Here is a 16239-nt window from a genome sequence, read left to right on the forward strand (position 1 = left end):
GAGTGTCAGATGCATCACCGCAACTCGAGAACGGTTATACGAGGCTCGCTAATGAGCTTCTGGACGCGCTCATTAGCGCGGGTCTAACAGCTAGGCAATGGGCGGTCGTGATGGCGATCATTCGTAAAACGTACGGCTTCAACAAGGCTTCCGATGAAATCGGTCTGTCGCAGTTGTCTGCCATGACGGGTCTCGACAAGTCGAACCTGAGCAGAACCGTGCGTGAACTCGAAGGCACCAAGGTGATTCATCGTGGCGACGGAACCCATGGTCATACGCTTGGCATCAACAAAAATCACAAGCAATGGGAGTTGTCGAATCAACAACCCCAGTTGTCAAAACAACAACCGTTGTCAGAACAACAACCGTTGTCAGAACAACAACCGTTGTCAGAACAACAACCGGGGGGTTGTCAGAACAACAACGAAGGGGTTGTTGAAACGACAACTAAGGGGTTGTCAGAACAACAACCACAATATACGTCTTTAAAAACACCTCAAAAGACAACTCCAAAAGACATGAGCGCTGGCGCGCTCGCCGCTCGCTTCGATACGTTCTATTCGGCCTATCCGAAAAAGCGCAACCGAGGCAGAGCAAAGAAGGCTTTCCTGAAACTAAAGCCTGACGATTCGTTCCTGCAAATCATGCTTGAAGCCGTAGAGGTCGCGAAGCGTTGTCGCGATGACTGGCGCAAGGATGGCGGCCAATTCATTCCTTACGCCGAAGCTTGGCTCAACGCCGAGGGATGGGCCGACGGGGTAGATCAAACCGAATATTCGGATGCCGAACTTGCTGTGATCGATTCTTACAACGCTGTCATGACAGGCGATTGGCCGCGGGCTGTAATCGACCCGTTCAGTCCGGCGCGCGCCAGCGATATCCGGATGTTTCTTGAGTTCGCTCCTGAAAAGCCGGATATGCCGACGAAGTATTTCGAGCATTGCGAGGCGAATTTGAAGCCTGTCGAGAACCTAGGGTTCGAATGGCTAATCGACCGCGAAACGTACATCCGCGTGAAAGAGGACGCAGTAAAGCACAAGGAATCGAAATGAACGCACCGGACCGCATCCCCCAAGACCACGGCCTGACCGTCCCGCCACAGGCTATTGAGGCCGAACAGTCCGTGCTTGGAGCCCTGTTTCTCGACAACGACGCCATCGATCGTATCCCCGACCTGCGCGCCGAGCATTTCTATCGCTACGACCACCGGATCATTTTCGAGCACATCACGCGAATGATTATGGCCGGCCGGCGCGCTGATGTAATCACGGTCTACGAGTCGCTTGGCGCTGCCGGCAAGGATCAACAGGTAGGCGGCCTGCCCTACCTCAACGACCTCGCGCAGAACGTCCCCGGCAGCGCCGGCATCCGCCGTTATGCCGAGATCGTGATCGAGCGCGCCCAGTTGCGCGGCATTTTGTCTGCGGTCGATGAGATCGGCGCAATGGTGCATAACCGTTCCGGCAAGACGGCATCCGAAATCATTGCCGTGGCGCAGGAACGTCTTGAACCGCTGGCCGAGGCGCGTAGTTTCGAGCCGAAGGAAGTCGGCCCGGTCCTGACGCACATCGTCGAGGAAATTGACGCCCGGTATCACGGCGCCGAACTCGCCGTGACTTCGACGGGCTTTGTCGACCTGGATGCAAAGCTGGGCGGTGGCATGCGCGGCTCGGAACTGATCATCGTGGCCGGCAGGCCCTCCCAGGGCAAGACGGCGTTCTCAATGAACATCGGCGTCAAAGTGGCCCGCTCCGGCGGCGTGGTTCTCGTCTTCTCGCTCGAGATGTCGGCGGAAGCCCTGCATCAGCGCAATCTCGCCAACGTTGGCGGCATTCATCTCGGGCACATCCTGGACGGGAAGAAGATCACCCTGGAAGACTGGCCGCGCCTCACCTACGCCGTTCAGGTTATGTCCGAGATGCAGATGCTGGTTGACGACGCTTCCGGACTTTCGCTGGCCGAGATCGTCAGCCGCAGTCGTGCCGCGAAGCGCCGCGCCGGCCGTCTGGATCTGGTCATCGTCGATTACCTGGGCCTGATGACCGGAGGATCCGAGGAAAGCCAGAACCTGCGCATTGCCAGCTATTCGGCGGGCCTCAAGGGCCTCGCCAAGCAACTCAATATTCCCGTTCTTGTGCTGGCCCAGCTTAACCGCGGTGTCGAGCAACGCCCGAACAAGCGTCCGAACATGTCCGATCTGCGCGACTCAGGCGCAATTGAGCAGGATGCGGATGTGATCCTGATGCTCTACCGCGATGAGGTCTACAACCTCGATAGCCCGGACAAAGGCACCGCCGAACTCATCATCGGCAAGCAACGCAACGGCGAGACCGGCATCGTGCGACTTGCGTTCATGGGCGAGCACCAGAAGTTTGCGGACATGGCGCCGGGTTATGTGCCGGTTCCTCGCAAAGCGCCTGAAAAAGCACGGCGCGGATTCGAATAAAGCATTTGGCGCTGAGGCAGAGCAGCAGTTGAAGGATGGGCTTAAACACATGTGGGAGAAGAGAAATGCTAAACCGTGAAAAACCATCACTGAAAATCGTGATCGATACGATCGCACAACATGGCCCCTCCGATATTGAGCAGCTAATCGGCATGCTTCCGATGTCGCACACACCAATCTACAAGCTGTGCAAGCTTGCGACGGAGCAAGGCTACCTGTCGTCAGAGCGGATCAAGAAAGAGGGCGTCTGCGGTCGCCGTCATCTGACCTATACGCGGACTGAGAAGCCGTATGCGCCCCCCAAGGTGTCCGAGAAGACCCTGAGAAATCGCAGGGGCAAAGAACGCGCGCGCATGAAGGCAGAAAGGATGAATGGCATTGCGCAACCCTTCCGCCACTGGCAAGACGCATTGTTGTTTGGTTCCTACCCAAAGTCGTTCGAGCCGACTCTTGTCGCTGGTCGCATATTCAAACAGTCGATGGAAGTCACTGAAGACGAGTTAGAGGAGCAAGCCGCATGACCACAAAAGTACTCGACTGGCTGGCGGGGGAATGATGGACTGGACCGACAAATGTCATTTCGGCGATTGCCGGGACCTAATGGCCGAAATGCCAGAGGGGATCGCTGACGCCTGCATCACCGATCCTCCTTATGGTGACACCAGCCTCGTTTGGGATCGTCAGTGCCTGTTCTGGATTGACCGAGTCGCACGGGTTCTCAAGCCGACCGCCAGCATCTGGGTATTCGGCAGCATGCGGTTTCTCGCTCCGATGTTCGATGACATGTCGGCTGCGGGGTTCAAGTACGCCCAGGATATCGTATGGGAGAAGCAGAACGGTTCCGGGCTCCACAACGATCGTTTCCGTCGAGTGCACGAATATGCCGTGCAGTTCTACCGCGGTGTCTGGGCAGACGTCTACAAGGAGCCTCAGTTCACGCAGGATGCAACGGCGCGGACGCTACGCCGCAAGACGCGCCCTACCCATTTCGGAGAGGTCGCCGGTTCGGATGCCACCTACTCAAGCGAGGACGGCGGCCCGCGCCTTCAACGATCCGTCATTTACCAGGCCAACGAACACGGCAAAGCATTCCACCCCACCCAGAAGCCGCTAGGCATTCTCGCACCGCTGATTGCCTACTCCGTTCCTCCCGGCGGCGTCGTGCTCGATCCGTTCCTGGGTAGTGGGTCGACGGCAATCGCTGCGCGGCAACTCGGCCGCCACTGGATTGGGTGTGAGAACGACCCGGCCAGTATGGCGGCGCAAGACGAACGGTTTCGTCAATCCGACATGTTTGCGGAACCCGCATGAAACCCCTACTCCTCCTCATAACCCTCGGCCTGTTACCTGGTGAGCGGAAAGCCCCGTCCTTCAGGTCGGGGAGGATGTCAATCCGCGCGATTCTCCAAAGTCGTCGGATCACGGAGCGACAGTTCGCGTATTGGGCAGTGTTTGGGATTGCGGTGGCTATGTTTTTGATTGGGAGGTGTTGTGCATGAGCTTCATCTATTCGCGGGCGCTGGTGGAGGCATTCTTGCCGGCCAGCTTCGAGGAAACCGATGTGTCTGCGCCGTCGAGCGTGAGCCATACGCTCAAGCCGTGCTTGTGGCACGACAAAACGACGGGACGTTTCCCCCTTTCCCGGTTTGGGATGACGTGCGCACCTTTGACGGACGACCGTGGCGCGGCATTGTTGACATCGTTGCTGGCGGATTTCCGTGTCAAGACGTCAGCGTTGCAGGAACTGGCGACGGCCTCGACGGCGAGCGAAGCGGGCTATGGACTGAAATGGCGCGGATCATTCGCGAAGTACGACCCAAGCGAGTCGAAGTGGAAAACAGCCCAGTGCTCACTTCTCGGGGACTCGGACGAGTTCTTGGAGACTTGGCCGAGATGGGGTTCGATGTTGAATGGGGAGTGCTATCTGCGGCCGATTGTGGCGCCCACCATCTCCGCGAGCGCATCTGGATTCTGGCCCACGCCGACAGCGAGTCTAGCGGACAAGGGTGGTCGGGTGACGCCGATGAAGGGGCGCGAGGGTGGAACTTTGATCGAAGCGCTGTCCGCGCGCATGTTCCCGACACCATGCGCGATCGACTCGGGCGGCGGCCGGATGAACAAGAGCGCGAGCTCGGGAGCCAAGGAGCGGCCGACGCTGGGGCTGATGGCGAGAAAGGGTTTATGGCCAACGCCATGTGCAAGCGCATCCAAGGGATCGTCGCCGGCAGCGCTGACCCGCAAGGACGGAAAGGATCGATCGAACGATCGGATCGACCACGCGGTTATGGCTTTGGACGGTGGCCAGTTGAACCCGGAATGGGTCGAGTGGTTGATGGGATGGCCCATCGGGCACACCGCATTAGAGCCCTTGGCAACGGCCAGGTACCGCGAGTGGCTTGTGCAGCATTCACCATTCTCTCAAGCAAGTGAGGAAGCAGCATGAACATCCGCGATGTCCACGGCATAGATTCGGCCAAAGACCTTTACGAGCTCGCAGCCAGCTACCAGGTGCACGTATCCAGCATGGATGCACTGGTGAGATTTGCGATTGATCTCCAAAAGCGGGCGCTTGCGCAGTTTGTGGCGGCGGATGGGCCGGCGGTGGAGATTCGGGTTTTGGGAGAGACGGAGTGAGGTCTCCATACCTGATCGACGGTCCGACCTGCATCAGTCTGAGCGGTGGCCGCACGTCTGCGCATCTGCTGTTCATGATCATCCGGGCGAATGGTGGCATCCCAGCCGGAACTGTGATTCTGTTCTGCAACACCGGCAAGGAAGAAGAGGCGACTCTCCGATTCATCAGGGATATCGCCAATCATTGGAATGTCACGGTCGTCTGGCTTGAGTACCGCAGCGACAGCGAGTTTGAGGTCGTTACGTTCGAGACTGCCAGCCGGAATGGCGAGCCATTTGAGGCAATCATCCGTCAGCGCGGCGGAATCCTGCCCAATCCGCGCTCCCGCTACTGCTCAAGCGAAATGAAGACTCGCACGATGCACCGCTATCTGCGCTCCATTGGCTTTACGGAGTGGGACACGATGCTCGGCATTCGGGCCGACGAACCAAAGCGCGTTGCCACGTTTCGCCGCAACCCTCATCCGGAGACTAAAGACGAAATGGTTCTGATCCCACTCGCAGATGCCGGAGTCAGCGCGCGCGATGTTGGCGACTTCTGGCGCGCGCAGGAGTTTGACCTTGGTTTGCCGAACATGAATGGCAAGACCATGCACGGCAACTGTGATCTTTGCTTCCTGAAACCCGCTCATCAGGTCTACAGCCTGGTTGCGGAGAAACCTGAGCGAGCCATCTGGTGGGCCGAACAGGAACGTCAAGCGGAAGAATTCGCGCATGGCAATGGATGCCGGTTCCGCGATGAGCGTCCTAGCTATCAACGCATGGCGCAATACGCGAGGCAGCAGCAAGACATGTTCGACCAGTTGGAAGAATCCATTTCCTGCCTTTGCGGAGATTGACATGAGCGACAAGCAACTGTTCCGCCTGACGCACCCAACCGCCCGCCAGATGGCGTCACGTGCCTGCATCAACGCACCTGACGGCTTCGTGGTTGAAATCAAGCCCGCAACACGATCGATCGACCAAAACGCGAAGCTTCACGCAATGTTTGCCGATGTGGCACGTCAGTCTGCACTGCACGGTCGCAAGCTCACAGCCGACCAATGGAAGGTCATTTTCATTTCCGGGCATGCCGTGGCGACCGGGCTTGGTGCCGACCTGTTACCCGGCATCGAAGGCGAGTTCGTAAACATCCGCGAGAGCAGCGCGCGCATGGGCGTGAAAAGAATGGCAAGCCTCATCGAATATATGTTGGCGTGGGGAGCGGATAACGAGATTGTCTGGTCGGAGCCGGTCGCCCAAGGCTACGAACAACTCGCAGAGCAATTCGCATGACCCACGACGAAACCCGCGACTACACCGACCCCACCTCAGAGGGCAACCATCCCCGATACCGTACAGGTCGCGAATGCATCATGCCTGCGTGCAAGAAAGAAGCAGGGACGGCATGGTCAAAATATTTCTGCGTGAAGCATTCGGCGAATTTCATGCGGCAGGTTGAGGCGGTTCGGCGGCGTGTGCAGGAACAGATTGAGGGGGTAGCGAAATGACAGTCCGCAAATATTGGCAGCGGCACCCGATCCAGTTGCGCCTTATGGCGTTAGTACTTCTCGTGTTCCTGCCGATCCTATTTCCGTTGCTGGCTGTGATTGTGGCCGATTGGCGCGGTATCGCTCGTGACTACGCGGGCCAATATCGAGACGCATGGCACGCATTGGTGAGGGGCAAGTGATTCGCTCATCATTCCAGCCAAAGATGCTCAAGCCCAAGAAGTGCCGCATGTGCCCCACGGTTTTCGTGCCGCAGCGATCGATGCAATTTGCTTGTTCGCCTGCTTGCGCGCAAGCATGGTCCGCCAAACAGCGCGCGCAGAAAGAAGCCCGAGCCAAGCGCGAGGAGCGGAAGTCATTCAAGGAGCGCGCGGAGAAGATCAAGACGCGGGCGGAGCACCTTGGCGAGTTACAGGATGCTGTGAACGCCTACGTGCGCCTCAGGGATATCAACGATCCGTGCATTTCCTGCGACAAGCCAGCGACATGGCAAGGGCAATGGCATGCATCACATTTTAAATCGGTCGGCCATGCGCCAGCCCTACGGTTCAACCTGCTCAATATCCATAAGGCCTGCAGTGTCTGCAACAAGTGGAAGTCAGGAAATTACGTGGGATACAAACCCCGACTGGAAAAGAAGATTGGTAAAGAGGCGGTCGATTGGCTTGAGGGTCCGGCTGGTAACGAGCCGCTAAAGATCACCGTAGCGGAGATTAAAGAGCTTAAGAAATTCTACCGTGCCGAAGTGCGCAGGATGAAGAAGGCATTCGTCAATCAACCTGAAGAGGAAACAGCATGAACAAAGATCGTCTATTGGCAGGCGCAGCAATCGTAGTCATCCTTGGCGCAGTGATGTTCGTTTGCGCGTCCTGCGATCAGCAACCGCAACCAGTTGCATATGCGCCACAACAACAGGGGCAATCGCCCGTCATGGTGGCACAGCAACCAGCCAACGATAACTTCTTGGAAGACGTCTTTCTGTACCACATGATATTTGGTGGCAATCAGACAACGGTGGTGCATCAATATTCGCGCCCCGCTTACGTCGCGCCGCCTCGATCTACCACGGTCGTCAACAACACGACCATCATTAACCGGGCCGTGCCTGCACCGCCATATACCGCGCCGACACTGCGCCCAACAACGACCTATACGCCGCCGCGTGCCACGTCTTATTCGGGCTCGTACTCGCCGCGACCCAGCTATTCGAGCTATTCGTCGCGCAGCAGCTATTCAAGCGGGAGGCGCTAATGATCGATCTATCTGATGCCGAAGACGTAGCTGACGCCTGTTCCGTCCTTACTACCCACAAGGCCGACATAAAGGCAAACGCCGCAGAGGTAATCCTTGAGCTTGTAGCGGAGGTGCGGGCGTTGCGGGCTGATGCAGCGCGACTTGATTGGATTGAGGCGCGCATCGCGGATAGCGCTGCGGTCTGGATGCTGCCATGCGGTGAGTCGCTGCGGTTTGTGCAGGTCAGGCACTTTGGCGAGTGCGAGAACTACCCCACGGTCGAAGGTCTACGCAACGCTATCGACGCCGCGCGCAAGGGCCAACCATGAACCACGACACCAACCGCGAAGACCTGATAGGACTTGGCAGAGTAATCGTCGACCAAAACGGAGTTGGCTGGTTTGGGTGCGTCTATAGGCCAATTCAACCGCATCGGATTTGCATATCGTGCGGCGCCAAACCCGATCCTTACGGCAATCTGCCATGCCCTTGTGGGCAGAGGGAGGAATCATGCTGACCATCACCGGACTCATCTTACTGGCTGCGGGAATCTTTGCTTGGTTCGCTGGGGTTGAGCATGGACGTGACTTGGAGCGAGTCGAGCGGGAAACGCGACCGATCAAAAAGGGTCGCCGCAAGTACCGTGACGCCGATCCTGCAACATTCGGAGTAGAGGCGGCGTTTCCGCGCGATGTGCATGATGGCTCTACGCAGGATTAGCTGTGGCACATAAGCAGTACTAAGTGTATAATTTTACAGGCTTTGTTTAACGGACTCGGGGTGTGAAATGACAGAGCAATTGGACGAAAATCAGGCGTTGCATCTGTTCTGCCTTGACTGGGCGGATTGGCACCGGTCACGCAGGCTGTTCGCGCCGCCGGTACCCAAAAACATCCTCGTTCGCATCGCGGGCCATATTGGCGGCGGCGAAGTGCCTGATGCGATCCTGTCCTCGGATGCCAGCTTCTTCAATCTATCGGTGCTCGCGCAGGAAGAGTCGCGCCCCAAGATGATTTTCTATCTGTACTACATCCACAAGGTGCGCCATATCAAGATGGTAGCTGAGCAGATGGGTATCAGTACCTCGATGTGGTATCGGGAAATGCGCTCGTTCCGTGGCAAGGCTTGGCGTTCATATCGCCGCATGATGGACGACCCGGCAATGAATCCGTTCGAAGAGGCAGAGGAAGTGGCCGAGCAAGTGTGAACCTGTGGAGTTCACATCTTTCTTGACTCATTTTTCCATGGAAACAGTATCATTTCTGGAAATGTGAATTGCTGCCCCCGAAGCCCTGCCGCCGCGCGGGGCTTTCGTTTTTCTGGTGATCCCATGGCCCGTTCCGCAACTTTCCAGTCTGGCTCATTTGGCCGAGACCCGATGGAGGCGTATGCCGCGAAACAGGCCAATGAGCACCGTCAGGCGCAGGAGCCGTGGAGGCGGGATGTAAAAAACAGCCCTCTCCCCGAATATCCACGTCGATGGGAAAACGAACCCACCCCACCCCACAAGCCACTAGAACAATGGCTGGCAGAAGAAGGGCAACCGCGAAAGAGAAGTGCGGCATGGCTGGCGTTAGAGGAATTGTTTAAATGAGCGGAATGATTCTCGACCATGCTGATTACTCCGATCTGGAAGAGTTCGGCCGCATCACGATCGACCACACCTCGCGCGGCGTTGAAATCACCGTGGACGGCTTCCAGTTCGCCAGTGGTGGCACGTGCCGCGAGCACAACACCAAGGCGCTCGCATGGGCGCGTGACGTGCTGGCAGCGAAGATCTCAGCCAATGCGCTCGTCCCTGGCGGCTTCATCATCTCGATTGCCGATATGGATCAGGATGAGCTCGATGCGGAACGGGCCAAGAAATGAACCTCGAAGCCCAGCAACTGATCGACAGCCTCGAGGCGGACATCCAGCGCATGAGGATTGACGAGGCCCTGAAGGCGTCGCTTGTGGCGCGGCTGGATGCTCTCCGAAGGATGGTGCTGTGATGACCGACGCTGAGAAGATTGCCGAGCTTGAGCGCCGGGTCGATCGCCTTAAAAAGGGCATCCATCGCAATGGCGAGGTGCCTACCCCACCGATTACCTGGCCAATCATGCCAACGATGGGCGCTAAGCCGCGCTGTTCTAAATGCAATATTGAGTTGGGCTCCCCTATTGGGTACGTCTGCCCGAATTTCGGCAGTTGCCCTACTAGGCTGGCTGGCTTCAGTTGCTCCACTGCGGGCGCACCGGCCTAAATCATGATCCCCATCGCCGAATACCTCGCCGCCTGCGCTGCTGCAATAGCGCAATTCCACCTTGCCGCGGCCAATGCCTGGGTGGCTTGGGGTGATTGGCTGCTGCCGGATTGATTTGCCGTCACGCGTAGGACGGCTACGCAGAGCACACCCGGGCGGCTCTATTCTCCTCCTCGGCCCTCACCGAGTTCGCTGCTTCGGCGGCGCTTTTATTCGCGCCACGCGCTAATTGAGCAGAAAGTGGCGACCCGCCGCTCTGGCCGAAGTTGGAACTGCTCAAATGGCAAAGAAAACTCCGGAATTCGCTAGAACGCGCCCTGCTCCGCCAGAAATCCTCTTCGACGAGAGCAACTGGACCAAGCACTTCGTGCCGGCCGATGGCCTCGCCGAGTGGGTAGCCAAGACCTTGATGGACGAATCCTCACCGCTCTATAACGAGGATCACAAACACCTCCACTACGCCGACATCGAATACCTCTGGGCTGCAGTCGAGAACAAACGCCAGATGCGCCGGATAGTCGGGCAGTGCGAGGAAGTCACCTTCCGTTGTGGAGCGTGGCAGAAAGGTCGTCAGGAACAGCAGATGAAGGAATGGTTCGGGCGAGTCCCGGCTTACCTGATTACGCTTGACGCCAATTACGCGCGGGAGTGCTCGGACATTGAGTTCTGTTCCCTTGTCGAGCATGAGCTTTACCACATCGCACAGGAGCGGGATGCGTTCGACGCCCCTGCTTTCACCCGCGACGGACTCCCGAAGATCGGCATCCAATCTCACGACGTCGAGGAATTTGTCGGCATCGTCCGCAGGTATGGCGTGGGTGCTGCAGCGGGCAAAACGGCCGCGCTCGTTGATGCTTCAAAGCGTGCGCCCGAGGTCGGAAATGTGGATATTGCGCGGATGTGCGGGACTTGCTTATTGCGCGCCGCGTAGTTACACCCTAGTTATACGAGATTTCACATTATGGCAACACTCACGGATGACGTGAAAACGTTCATCGTGCAGGCGTTGGCCTGCTTTGACACACCCAACCAGGTGTCCATCGCCGTGAAAGAGGAATTCGGGCTGGATGTGCCCCGCTCTCACGTGCAGGCGTATGACCCGTCCAAAGCGTTAGCTAAGAGTCTTGGCAAGAAATGGCGCGAGTTATTCGCAGCCACACGCAAGGCGTTTATCGAAGATCAGGCAACTATCCCGATTGCTCATCAGAACTTCCGGTTGCGCGCCCTGAACAGGATGTACGACAAGGCAGCATCGGGCGGCAATATCGCACTGGCTGCCCAGCTAATTGAGCAGGCCGCCAAGGAGGCTGGGGATGCCTTCACCAACAAACACAAACTGGAACACACCGGAAAGGACGGCGGCCCGATCAAGAGTGCAGTCACGCCGGTCGATCTAGACGATGCGACCGATGAAGAACTCGATGTCCTTGAGCGCGTCCTTGCTAGGCGTCAGTCTGGCGCAGATCAAGGCTGAGAAGCTTAGGCGTCTGCGCGTCAGGCTCGAAGCCGATCACCTGGAGTTCACGAAACACTTCTTCAGGATCCGCCAGGGCATCGACTTCCGCGTCAACTGGCACCACGTCTACATCGCGGATACGCTTGAGAAGGTGATCCGCGGCGAGATCAAGAACGTCGTGTTCAACGTTTCGCCGGGTTCGTCAAAGACCGAAGAGGTGGTGATTAACTTCATCGCCCGCGGCCTGGCATTGAATGCCCGTGCCCGCTTTCTGCATATCTCGTATTCGGATGACCTCGCGGTTCTGAACTCCGAAACGGCGCGTGAAGTTGTCCGCTCCGAGGAATATCAGGAACTGTGGCCGCGCAAGATCGCGACCGATGCAGACTCAAAGAAGCGCTGGAACGTCGAGGACAACGGGAAAAAGGCTGGCGGCGTCTATGCCACCTCCCTGGGTGGGCAGATTACGGGGTTCCGTGCCGGCCACATGGCTGAAGGCTGGCAAGGCGCCATCCTGATCGATGACCCGCTCAAGGTCGAGGACGCTTACAGCAAGACTAATCGCGACAAGGCAAACCGCAAGCTCATCTCAACGGTCAAGAGCCGGCGGGCCAATCCCGACACGCCGATCGTTGTGATCATGCAGCGCCTGGCTGAGGAAGACCCGACGGGCTTCATCAAGTCGGGTGGCGTGCCGGGGGAATGGACGTTCATCGAGATTCCGGCGCTTATCACGGATGAGTATGTCGCAAAGCTCCCAGAGCATATCCGACCCCTGGTTGATAGCTCGGAGCGCGATGAGGATGGGCGGTTTAGTTATTGGCCGTATAAGGAGCCGCTGCACGAGTTGCTGGCCATGGAGAAGGCCGACAAGTATGTGTTTAGCGGGCAGTACATGCAGAAGCCCTCACCTCTCGGTGGCGGCATCCTGCGCGGCGAAGCGTTCAAGCGGTATGTCCAGCTTCCCAAGATCCAGCACATCAAGATTTACGCCGATACGGCCCAGAAAACGGCCGAACGGAACGACTACAGCGTATTCCAGTGCTGGGGCATCGGTTACGACAACCATGCCTATCTGATCGACCAGATCCGCGGGAAATGGACGGCCCCGCAGTTGCGGCAAAAGGCGATCGACTTCTGGCACAAGCACAACGTAAGCGGGAAAGATGCTCCGTCGCTGCGCAAGATGATGGTCGAGGATAAATCGAGCGGCACTGGGCTTATTCAGGACATCCAGGCCGCCGGCGGAATTCCGGTTGAGGGCATCGAGCGCAACAAGGACAAGCTGACGCGCGTCATGGACGTGGTGAGTTTCATCGACTCGGGACAGGTATGGGTTCCGGCTGAGGCGCCCTGGGTATCGGACTTTATCAACGAGTGCGAATCTTTCACCCCCGACGATACGCACGCGCACGACGACCAGATCGATCCAATGGTGGACGCAATCAATGACCTGCTGGGCGGCCGACGTGGCATAGCCATGTGGGAGAGGCTCGGCAAATGACTCAAAAACGAAGCGTCAAAGGCGTAGCCCAGCGCGCGAGCCGGGAAGAAAAGAGCGTAAAATGAGCGAAGCCCCGGACGGCTGGAACCGTTCGAGGCTTCTAACCACAACCTGATCATGCGAGGATCACGGCTATGGCTGACGCCATTGTAGTCCAATTTGCGCTTGTCTCCCGCGAGGAGGCCAAAGCGCGAGGCCTGAGCAAATACTTCACGGGCGAACCGTGCCAGAACGGGCATGTTGACCAACGCTATGTGAGCAATAAACGCTGCTGCGGATGCAAAGTCGGTTCCGATGCAAGGCATAGAGACCGCTATCCCGGCAAGAACGAGGCGCAGTGCAAGGCCTACTACGAAAAGAACAAAACCCGCCATCTTGAAGTGCAGAAGGCCTATCGAGAGGCCAACAAGGCGGCGCTCGCTGCATACGATAAGGCTCGCAATGATGCTAATCGTGAGGCGTTGCGGGAGTATCACAAAAGCTATTACGCCTCAAACAAAGAGGGATTCATAGCGCGTGCCAAACAGTGGAAGCAAGTCAACCCATTGAAGGTAAAGGTAAATGGTGCTAACCGCAGAGCAAAGAAGCGTGCTGCTGGCGGGAGATACACAGCGCGGCAAATCGAAGTCCTGCATAAGGCGCAGAAAGGCAAGTGTGTGAATTGCCGAAACAGCATCAAATACGAGTTCCATATTGACCACGTAACGCCGATTGCGCTGGGCGGCTCCAACGGCATCGAGAATATTCAACTTCTCTGCCCTGATTGCAACCTGCGCAAAGGCGCTCAAGATCCGCTCGAATGGGCACAGAAGAACGGAAGATTATTGTGACCAAACGTAGTGTGAAAGGAGTGGCGCAAAGAGCGTCAAGAGAGGAGAAAAAGCAGATCGCTGGCGCCACTCAGGATTCATTCAATAACTTTGCCGCCCGCTTAGGAATGGGTGCAGATAACTTGATGGCTCAGTCAAGTTATGGATTTAACCCAATATCCAGAACTCGCACCCTGCTCGAATGGGTGCACCGCGGCTCATGGCTTGGTGGCGTTGCGGTAGACGTCGTTGCCGACGACATGACGCGTGCCGGCGTGGACCTGAAGGGCCAGTTGCATCCCGATCAGGTTGAGCAGATCCAGGAAAGCGCTAATGGCTTCGGCATCTGGAACGCCATCAACGATACAGTCAAGTGGTCACGGCTGTACGGTGGCTGCCTGGCGTTCATGCTGATCGATGGGCAGGACCCGTCCACGCCGTTGCGGCTGAACACGATCCGCAAGGGTCAGTTTCGCGGCCTGCTCGTACTTGACCGCTGGATGGTCGAGCCTAGCCTGCAGGATCTGGTGACGGAGATGGGCCCGGAACTGGGCTTGCCGAAGTTCTACACGATCACCGCCGATTCCCCTGCTCTGCCGCTCAAGAAGATTCACCATTCCCGCTGCCTGCGTCTTGAAGGTATTCGCCTGCCCTACTGGCAGCGCGTGATGGAGAACATGTGGGGCATCTCGGTGCTCGAGCGTCTGTACGACCGCATGATCGCGTTCGACAGTGCAAGTACCGGTGCCGCCCAGCTCGCTTACAAATCGTACCTGCGCACGTTCAAGGTTGAAAACCTGCGTGAAATCGCGGCTGCCGGCGGCCCAGCATTACAGGGGCTGACGCAGTACGTGAACATGATGGCCCGGTTCCAGTCGATCGAAGGCATCACGATGATCGACATGAACGATGAGTTCGTGGCCGATACGCACAGTGCCTTCAGTGGGCTTGATTCGCTCATCCGGCAACTGGGAGAACAGCTTTCCGGAGCATTGCAGATTCCCTTGGTGCGCCTGTTCGGCCAGTCCCCCGGCGGGATTGGCAACGATGGCGAGTCAGCTCTCCGAACCTATTACGATAACGTCAAGAGCCAGCAGAGCGCCCGTTTGGGTGTTCCCGTCACGCGCATCTATCGCGCGATCGCCGCATCCGAAGGCATCAAACTGCCCGATGGATTCAAGGTCGAGTTCCGCTCGCTGTGGCAGTTGACTGACGTCGAGAAAGCAGATATTGCCGGCAAGGTCGCCGAGGCTGTCACGAAGACCGACGGCGCCGGCATCACCACGCCGAAGATGGCACTCGAAGAATTGCGCATCAGCAGCCATACGACCGGTATCTTCGGTTCGATCACGGACGAGGATGTAGCCAAGGCCGCAGACGTGCCGAGCGCGCCGATGCCGGAAATGCCGGGTGACGACAAGGACGATGATGCAATCCCTGGCGAATCCTCGAAAGACGAGTGACCGCAGCGTCGCCTCATTCATCAAGAAGAAATCCGATGAGCGATTCCTTAATGGACGTAAGGCTGAGCGGTCCTATGCCCGTCAACTGAAAGGCGTCGCGCGGCAGATCAATGCCATCGTCAAGGCATTCGCTCCCGACGGCAATGTCAATGACCTGAACTCGATGCAGTCGACGCTCACCCGGTACGCAGAAATCCTGAGGCCGTGGGCGCGCGCCGTCGGCTGGGGCATGATCAGCGAAGTGTCTCGGCGGGATGAGGCAGCATGGTTCGCTCATGGCAATGAGATGGGCCGGCTGCTGCGTGAGGAAATCCGCACTGCACCGACGGGCGACATGCTGCGCGAGATTCTTGAGCGGCAGGTAACGCTTATCACGAGTCTTCCAACCGAAGCCGGCCAGCGCGTCCACAGGCTCGCGACTGAAAGCCTGATCAACAGTTCTCGTGCCAGTGAGATCGCCGCCGAAATTATGAGATCGGGAGATGTCGCTGAGTCACGTGCCGTCTTAATAGCCAGGACCGAAACGGCCCGGTGCGCTGCTGGCCTCACACAATCCCGCGCGCAGTTCGTTGGCTCGACGCATTACATCTGGCACACAGCCACGGACAGCGATGTTCGCCCTGGCCACAAAGCCATGAACGGCAAGATATTCCGCTGGGATACGCCGCCCAAAGTCGAAGAGAACGGCCGCTCCATGCTCCACGGTCCCGGAGAAATCTGGAATTGCCGGTGCTGGGCGGAACCGATTATTCCGGACGAACTATGAACACAATTTTGACATGTGTCGTGATTGTTATGGCGCTCGCCACCGGCTATCGGCTCGGTCGCCGTGGCATTTTCATTTCATTCGACGACATCGAAGTTGAGGCGCCGACGCGCGAACAGGCAGAACGCCTTCTTGACATCGCGATTGGCATAAAGAATCGCGGCAACTGATTCAGTTTCAACCCGGCATCCGCCGG

The 16239-nt window shown here is 57.7% G+C and carries 23 protein-coding genes; all 23 read left to right on the forward strand.

Going from position 1 to position 16239, the window contains the following annotated elements; all coding sequences use genetic code 11:
- The first annotated feature begins 2 nt into the window (after nucleotides 1-2).
- The 23 genes from FQ755_RS19975 (at nucleotide 3) to FQ755_RS37525 (ending at nucleotide 16213) form a co-directional block, all read left to right on the forward strand.
- Nucleotides 3-1052 carry a replication protein gene (locus FQ755_RS19975; protein WP_144156527.1) on the forward strand — a complete coding sequence of 350 codons (1050 nt, stop codon included), beginning with the start codon at nucleotides 3-5 and terminating at the stop codon, nucleotides 1050-1052.
- On the forward strand, nucleotides 1049-2446 hold the full coding sequence (gene dnaB / locus FQ755_RS19980; protein WP_144156528.1) for a replicative DNA helicase: 1398 nt from the start codon (nucleotides 1049-1051) through the stop codon (nucleotides 2444-2446). The genes FQ755_RS19975 and dnaB overlap by 4 nt, the downstream gene beginning before the upstream one ends.
- 65 nt (nucleotides 2447-2511) lie before the next feature.
- A complete protein-coding gene (locus tag FQ755_RS19985; protein WP_144156529.1) occupies nucleotides 2512-2967 on the forward strand; it encodes a hypothetical protein in 456 nt (151 codons plus the stop codon).
- A 31-nt stretch (nucleotides 2968-2998) separates the two neighbouring features.
- Nucleotides 2999-3757 carry a DNA-methyltransferase gene (locus FQ755_RS19990; RefSeq protein WP_260858717.1) on the forward strand — a complete coding sequence of 253 codons (759 nt, stop codon included), beginning with the start codon at nucleotides 2999-3001 and terminating at the stop codon, nucleotides 3755-3757.
- Between the two features lie 180 nt (nucleotides 3758-3937).
- Nucleotides 3938-4876, forward strand: a complete 939-nt coding sequence (locus FQ755_RS19995; protein ID WP_144156530.1) for a DNA cytosine methyltransferase — start codon at nucleotides 3938-3940, stop codon at nucleotides 4874-4876.
- A gap of 9 nt (nucleotides 4877-4885) precedes the next feature.
- Complete coding sequence (locus FQ755_RS20000) at nucleotides 4886-5080, forward strand: hypothetical protein (protein WP_144156531.1); 195 nt, start codon at nucleotides 4886-4888, stop codon at nucleotides 5078-5080.
- Nucleotides 5077-5919 (forward strand): phosphoadenosine phosphosulfate reductase family protein, encoded by an 843-nt coding sequence (locus FQ755_RS20005; RefSeq protein WP_144156532.1) that lies wholly within the window; start codon nucleotides 5077-5079, stop codon nucleotides 5917-5919. The genes FQ755_RS20000 and FQ755_RS20005 overlap by 4 nt, the downstream gene beginning before the upstream one ends.
- Before the next feature lies 1 nt (nucleotide 5920).
- Nucleotides 5921-6355 carry a recombination protein NinB gene (locus FQ755_RS20010; RefSeq protein ID WP_144156533.1) on the forward strand — a complete coding sequence of 145 codons (435 nt, stop codon included), beginning with the start codon at nucleotides 5921-5923 and terminating at the stop codon, nucleotides 6353-6355.
- Nucleotides 6352-6570, forward strand: a complete 219-nt coding sequence (locus FQ755_RS20015; protein WP_144156534.1) for a hypothetical protein — start codon at nucleotides 6352-6354, stop codon at nucleotides 6568-6570. The genes FQ755_RS20010 and FQ755_RS20015 overlap by 4 nt, the downstream gene beginning before the upstream one ends.
- Before the next feature lie 154 nt (nucleotides 6571-6724).
- The gene (locus tag FQ755_RS20020) at nucleotides 6725-7369 is read left to right on the forward strand and encodes a recombination protein NinG (protein WP_260858719.1); all 645 of its coding nucleotides are present in this window, start codon (nucleotides 6725-6727) and stop codon (nucleotides 7367-7369) included.
- Complete coding sequence (locus FQ755_RS20025) at nucleotides 7366-7821, forward strand: hypothetical protein (RefSeq protein ID WP_144156535.1); 456 nt, start codon at nucleotides 7366-7368, stop codon at nucleotides 7819-7821. Before FQ755_RS20020 ends, FQ755_RS20025 begins: the two co-directional genes overlap by 4 nt.
- Complete coding sequence (locus tag FQ755_RS20030; protein ID WP_144156536.1) at nucleotides 7821-8132, forward strand: hypothetical protein; 312 nt, start codon at nucleotides 7821-7823, stop codon at nucleotides 8130-8132. Before FQ755_RS20025 ends, FQ755_RS20030 begins: the two co-directional genes overlap by 1 nt.
- 181 nt (nucleotides 8133-8313) lie before the next feature.
- Complete coding sequence (locus FQ755_RS20035; RefSeq protein ID WP_144156537.1) at nucleotides 8314-8523, forward strand: hypothetical protein; 210 nt, start codon at nucleotides 8314-8316, stop codon at nucleotides 8521-8523.
- A gap of 79 nt (nucleotides 8524-8602) precedes the next feature.
- Complete coding sequence (locus FQ755_RS20040) at nucleotides 8603-9010, forward strand: hypothetical protein (RefSeq protein WP_144156538.1); 408 nt, start codon at nucleotides 8603-8605, stop codon at nucleotides 9008-9010.
- A gap of 392 nt (nucleotides 9011-9402) precedes the next feature.
- On the forward strand, nucleotides 9403-9672 hold the full coding sequence (locus FQ755_RS20045) for a phage capsid protein (RefSeq protein ID WP_144156539.1): 270 nt from the start codon (nucleotides 9403-9405) through the stop codon (nucleotides 9670-9672).
- A complete protein-coding gene (locus FQ755_RS38240) occupies nucleotides 9669-9794 on the forward strand; it encodes a hypothetical protein (protein WP_260858720.1) in 126 nt (41 codons plus the stop codon). The genes FQ755_RS20045 and FQ755_RS38240 overlap by 4 nt, the downstream gene beginning before the upstream one ends.
- A gap of 531 nt (nucleotides 9795-10325) precedes the next feature.
- Entirely contained in the window at nucleotides 10326-10976 is a 651-nt protein-coding gene (locus tag FQ755_RS20050; protein ID WP_144156540.1) for a putative metallopeptidase, read from the forward strand.
- A gap of 30 nt (nucleotides 10977-11006) precedes the next feature.
- Nucleotides 11007-11519 carry a DUF2280 domain-containing protein gene (locus FQ755_RS20055; protein WP_144156541.1) on the forward strand — a complete coding sequence of 171 codons (513 nt, stop codon included), beginning with the start codon at nucleotides 11007-11009 and terminating at the stop codon, nucleotides 11517-11519.
- Nucleotides 11455-13005, forward strand: coding sequence for a phage terminase large subunit (terL, locus tag FQ755_RS20060; protein ID WP_260858722.1), 1551 nt, complete (start codon nucleotides 11455-11457; stop codon nucleotides 13003-13005). The genes FQ755_RS20055 and terL overlap by 65 nt, the downstream gene beginning before the upstream one ends.
- A 134-nt stretch (nucleotides 13006-13139) precedes the next feature.
- Nucleotides 13140-13835 (forward strand): HNH endonuclease, encoded by a 696-nt coding sequence (locus FQ755_RS20065; protein ID WP_144156542.1) that lies wholly within the window; start codon nucleotides 13140-13142, stop codon nucleotides 13833-13835.
- Nucleotides 13805-15277 carry a DUF1073 domain-containing protein gene (locus FQ755_RS20070; protein ID WP_144156543.1) on the forward strand — a complete coding sequence of 491 codons (1473 nt, stop codon included), beginning with the start codon at nucleotides 13805-13807 and terminating at the stop codon, nucleotides 15275-15277. The genes FQ755_RS20065 and FQ755_RS20070 overlap by 31 nt, the downstream gene beginning before the upstream one ends.
- Nucleotides 15240-16043: a phage minor head protein gene (locus FQ755_RS20075; protein ID WP_144156544.1), complete on the forward strand. Its 804-nt coding sequence runs from the start codon at nucleotides 15240-15242 to the stop codon at nucleotides 16041-16043. The genes FQ755_RS20070 and FQ755_RS20075 overlap by 38 nt, the downstream gene beginning before the upstream one ends.
- 29 nt (nucleotides 16044-16072) lie before the next feature.
- Nucleotides 16073-16213, forward strand: a complete 141-nt coding sequence (locus FQ755_RS37525; RefSeq protein ID WP_186308605.1) for a hypothetical protein — start codon at nucleotides 16073-16075, stop codon at nucleotides 16211-16213.
- Nucleotides 16214-16239 lie beyond the last annotated feature (26 nt).

Origin of the sequence: Paraburkholderia sp. BCC1885 (assembly GCF_900996235.1) — a bacterium.
GTDB lineage: Bacteria > Pseudomonadota > Gammaproteobacteria > Burkholderiales > Burkholderiaceae > Paraburkholderia.

Bases quoted from the DNA above. Each gene is read 5' to 3' on its own strand.
- FQ755_RS20035 (WP_144156537.1), top strand. From the start codon at position 8,314: ATGCTGACCATCACCGGACTCATCTTACTGGCTGCGGGAATCTTTGCT.
- FQ755_RS20000 (WP_144156531.1), top strand. From the start codon at position 4,886: ATGAACATCCGCGATGTCCACGGCATAGATTCGGCCAAAGACCTTTAC.
- FQ755_RS20025 (WP_144156535.1), top strand. From the start codon at position 7,366: ATGAACAAAGATCGTCTATTGGCAGGCGCAGCAATCGTAGTCATCCTT.
- FQ755_RS38240 (WP_260858720.1), top strand. From the start codon at position 9,669: ATGAACCTCGAAGCCCAGCAACTGATCGACAGCCTCGAGGCGGACATC.
- FQ755_RS20070 (WP_144156543.1), top strand. From the start codon at position 13,805: ATGGGCACAGAAGAACGGAAGATTATTGTGACCAAACGTAGTGTGAAA.
- FQ755_RS20075 (WP_144156544.1), top strand. From the start codon at position 15,240: ATGATGCAATCCCTGGCGAATCCTCGAAAGACGAGTGACCGCAGCGTC.
- terL (WP_260858722.1), top strand. From the start codon at position 11,455: ATGAAGAACTCGATGTCCTTGAGCGCGTCCTTGCTAGGCGTCAGTCTG.
- FQ755_RS37525 (WP_186308605.1), top strand. From the start codon at position 16,073: ATGGCGCTCGCCACCGGCTATCGGCTCGGTCGCCGTGGCATTTTCATT.
- FQ755_RS20065 (WP_144156542.1), top strand. From the start codon at position 13,140: ATGGCTGACGCCATTGTAGTCCAATTTGCGCTTGTCTCCCGCGAGGAG.
- FQ755_RS20010 (WP_144156533.1), top strand. From the start codon at position 5,921: ATGAGCGACAAGCAACTGTTCCGCCTGACGCACCCAACCGCCCGCCAG.
- FQ755_RS20045 (WP_144156539.1), top strand. From the start codon at position 9,403: ATGATTCTCGACCATGCTGATTACTCCGATCTGGAAGAGTTCGGCCGC.
- FQ755_RS19985 (WP_144156529.1), top strand. From the start codon at position 2,512: ATGCTAAACCGTGAAAAACCATCACTGAAAATCGTGATCGATACGATC.
- FQ755_RS20055 (WP_144156541.1), top strand. From the start codon at position 11,007: ATGGCAACACTCACGGATGACGTGAAAACGTTCATCGTGCAGGCGTTG.
- dnaB (WP_144156528.1), top strand. From the start codon at position 1,049: ATGAACGCACCGGACCGCATCCCCCAAGACCACGGCCTGACCGTCCCG.
- FQ755_RS20030 (WP_144156536.1), top strand. From the start codon at position 7,821: ATGATCGATCTATCTGATGCCGAAGACGTAGCTGACGCCTGTTCCGTC.
- FQ755_RS20050 (WP_144156540.1), top strand. From the start codon at position 10,326: ATGGCAAAGAAAACTCCGGAATTCGCTAGAACGCGCCCTGCTCCGCCA.
- FQ755_RS20015 (WP_144156534.1), top strand. From the start codon at position 6,352: ATGACCCACGACGAAACCCGCGACTACACCGACCCCACCTCAGAGGGC.
- FQ755_RS19990 (WP_260858717.1), top strand. From the start codon at position 2,999: ATGATGGACTGGACCGACAAATGTCATTTCGGCGATTGCCGGGACCTA.
- FQ755_RS20020 (WP_260858719.1), top strand. From the start codon at position 6,725: ATGGCACGCATTGGTGAGGGGCAAGTGATTCGCTCATCATTCCAGCCA.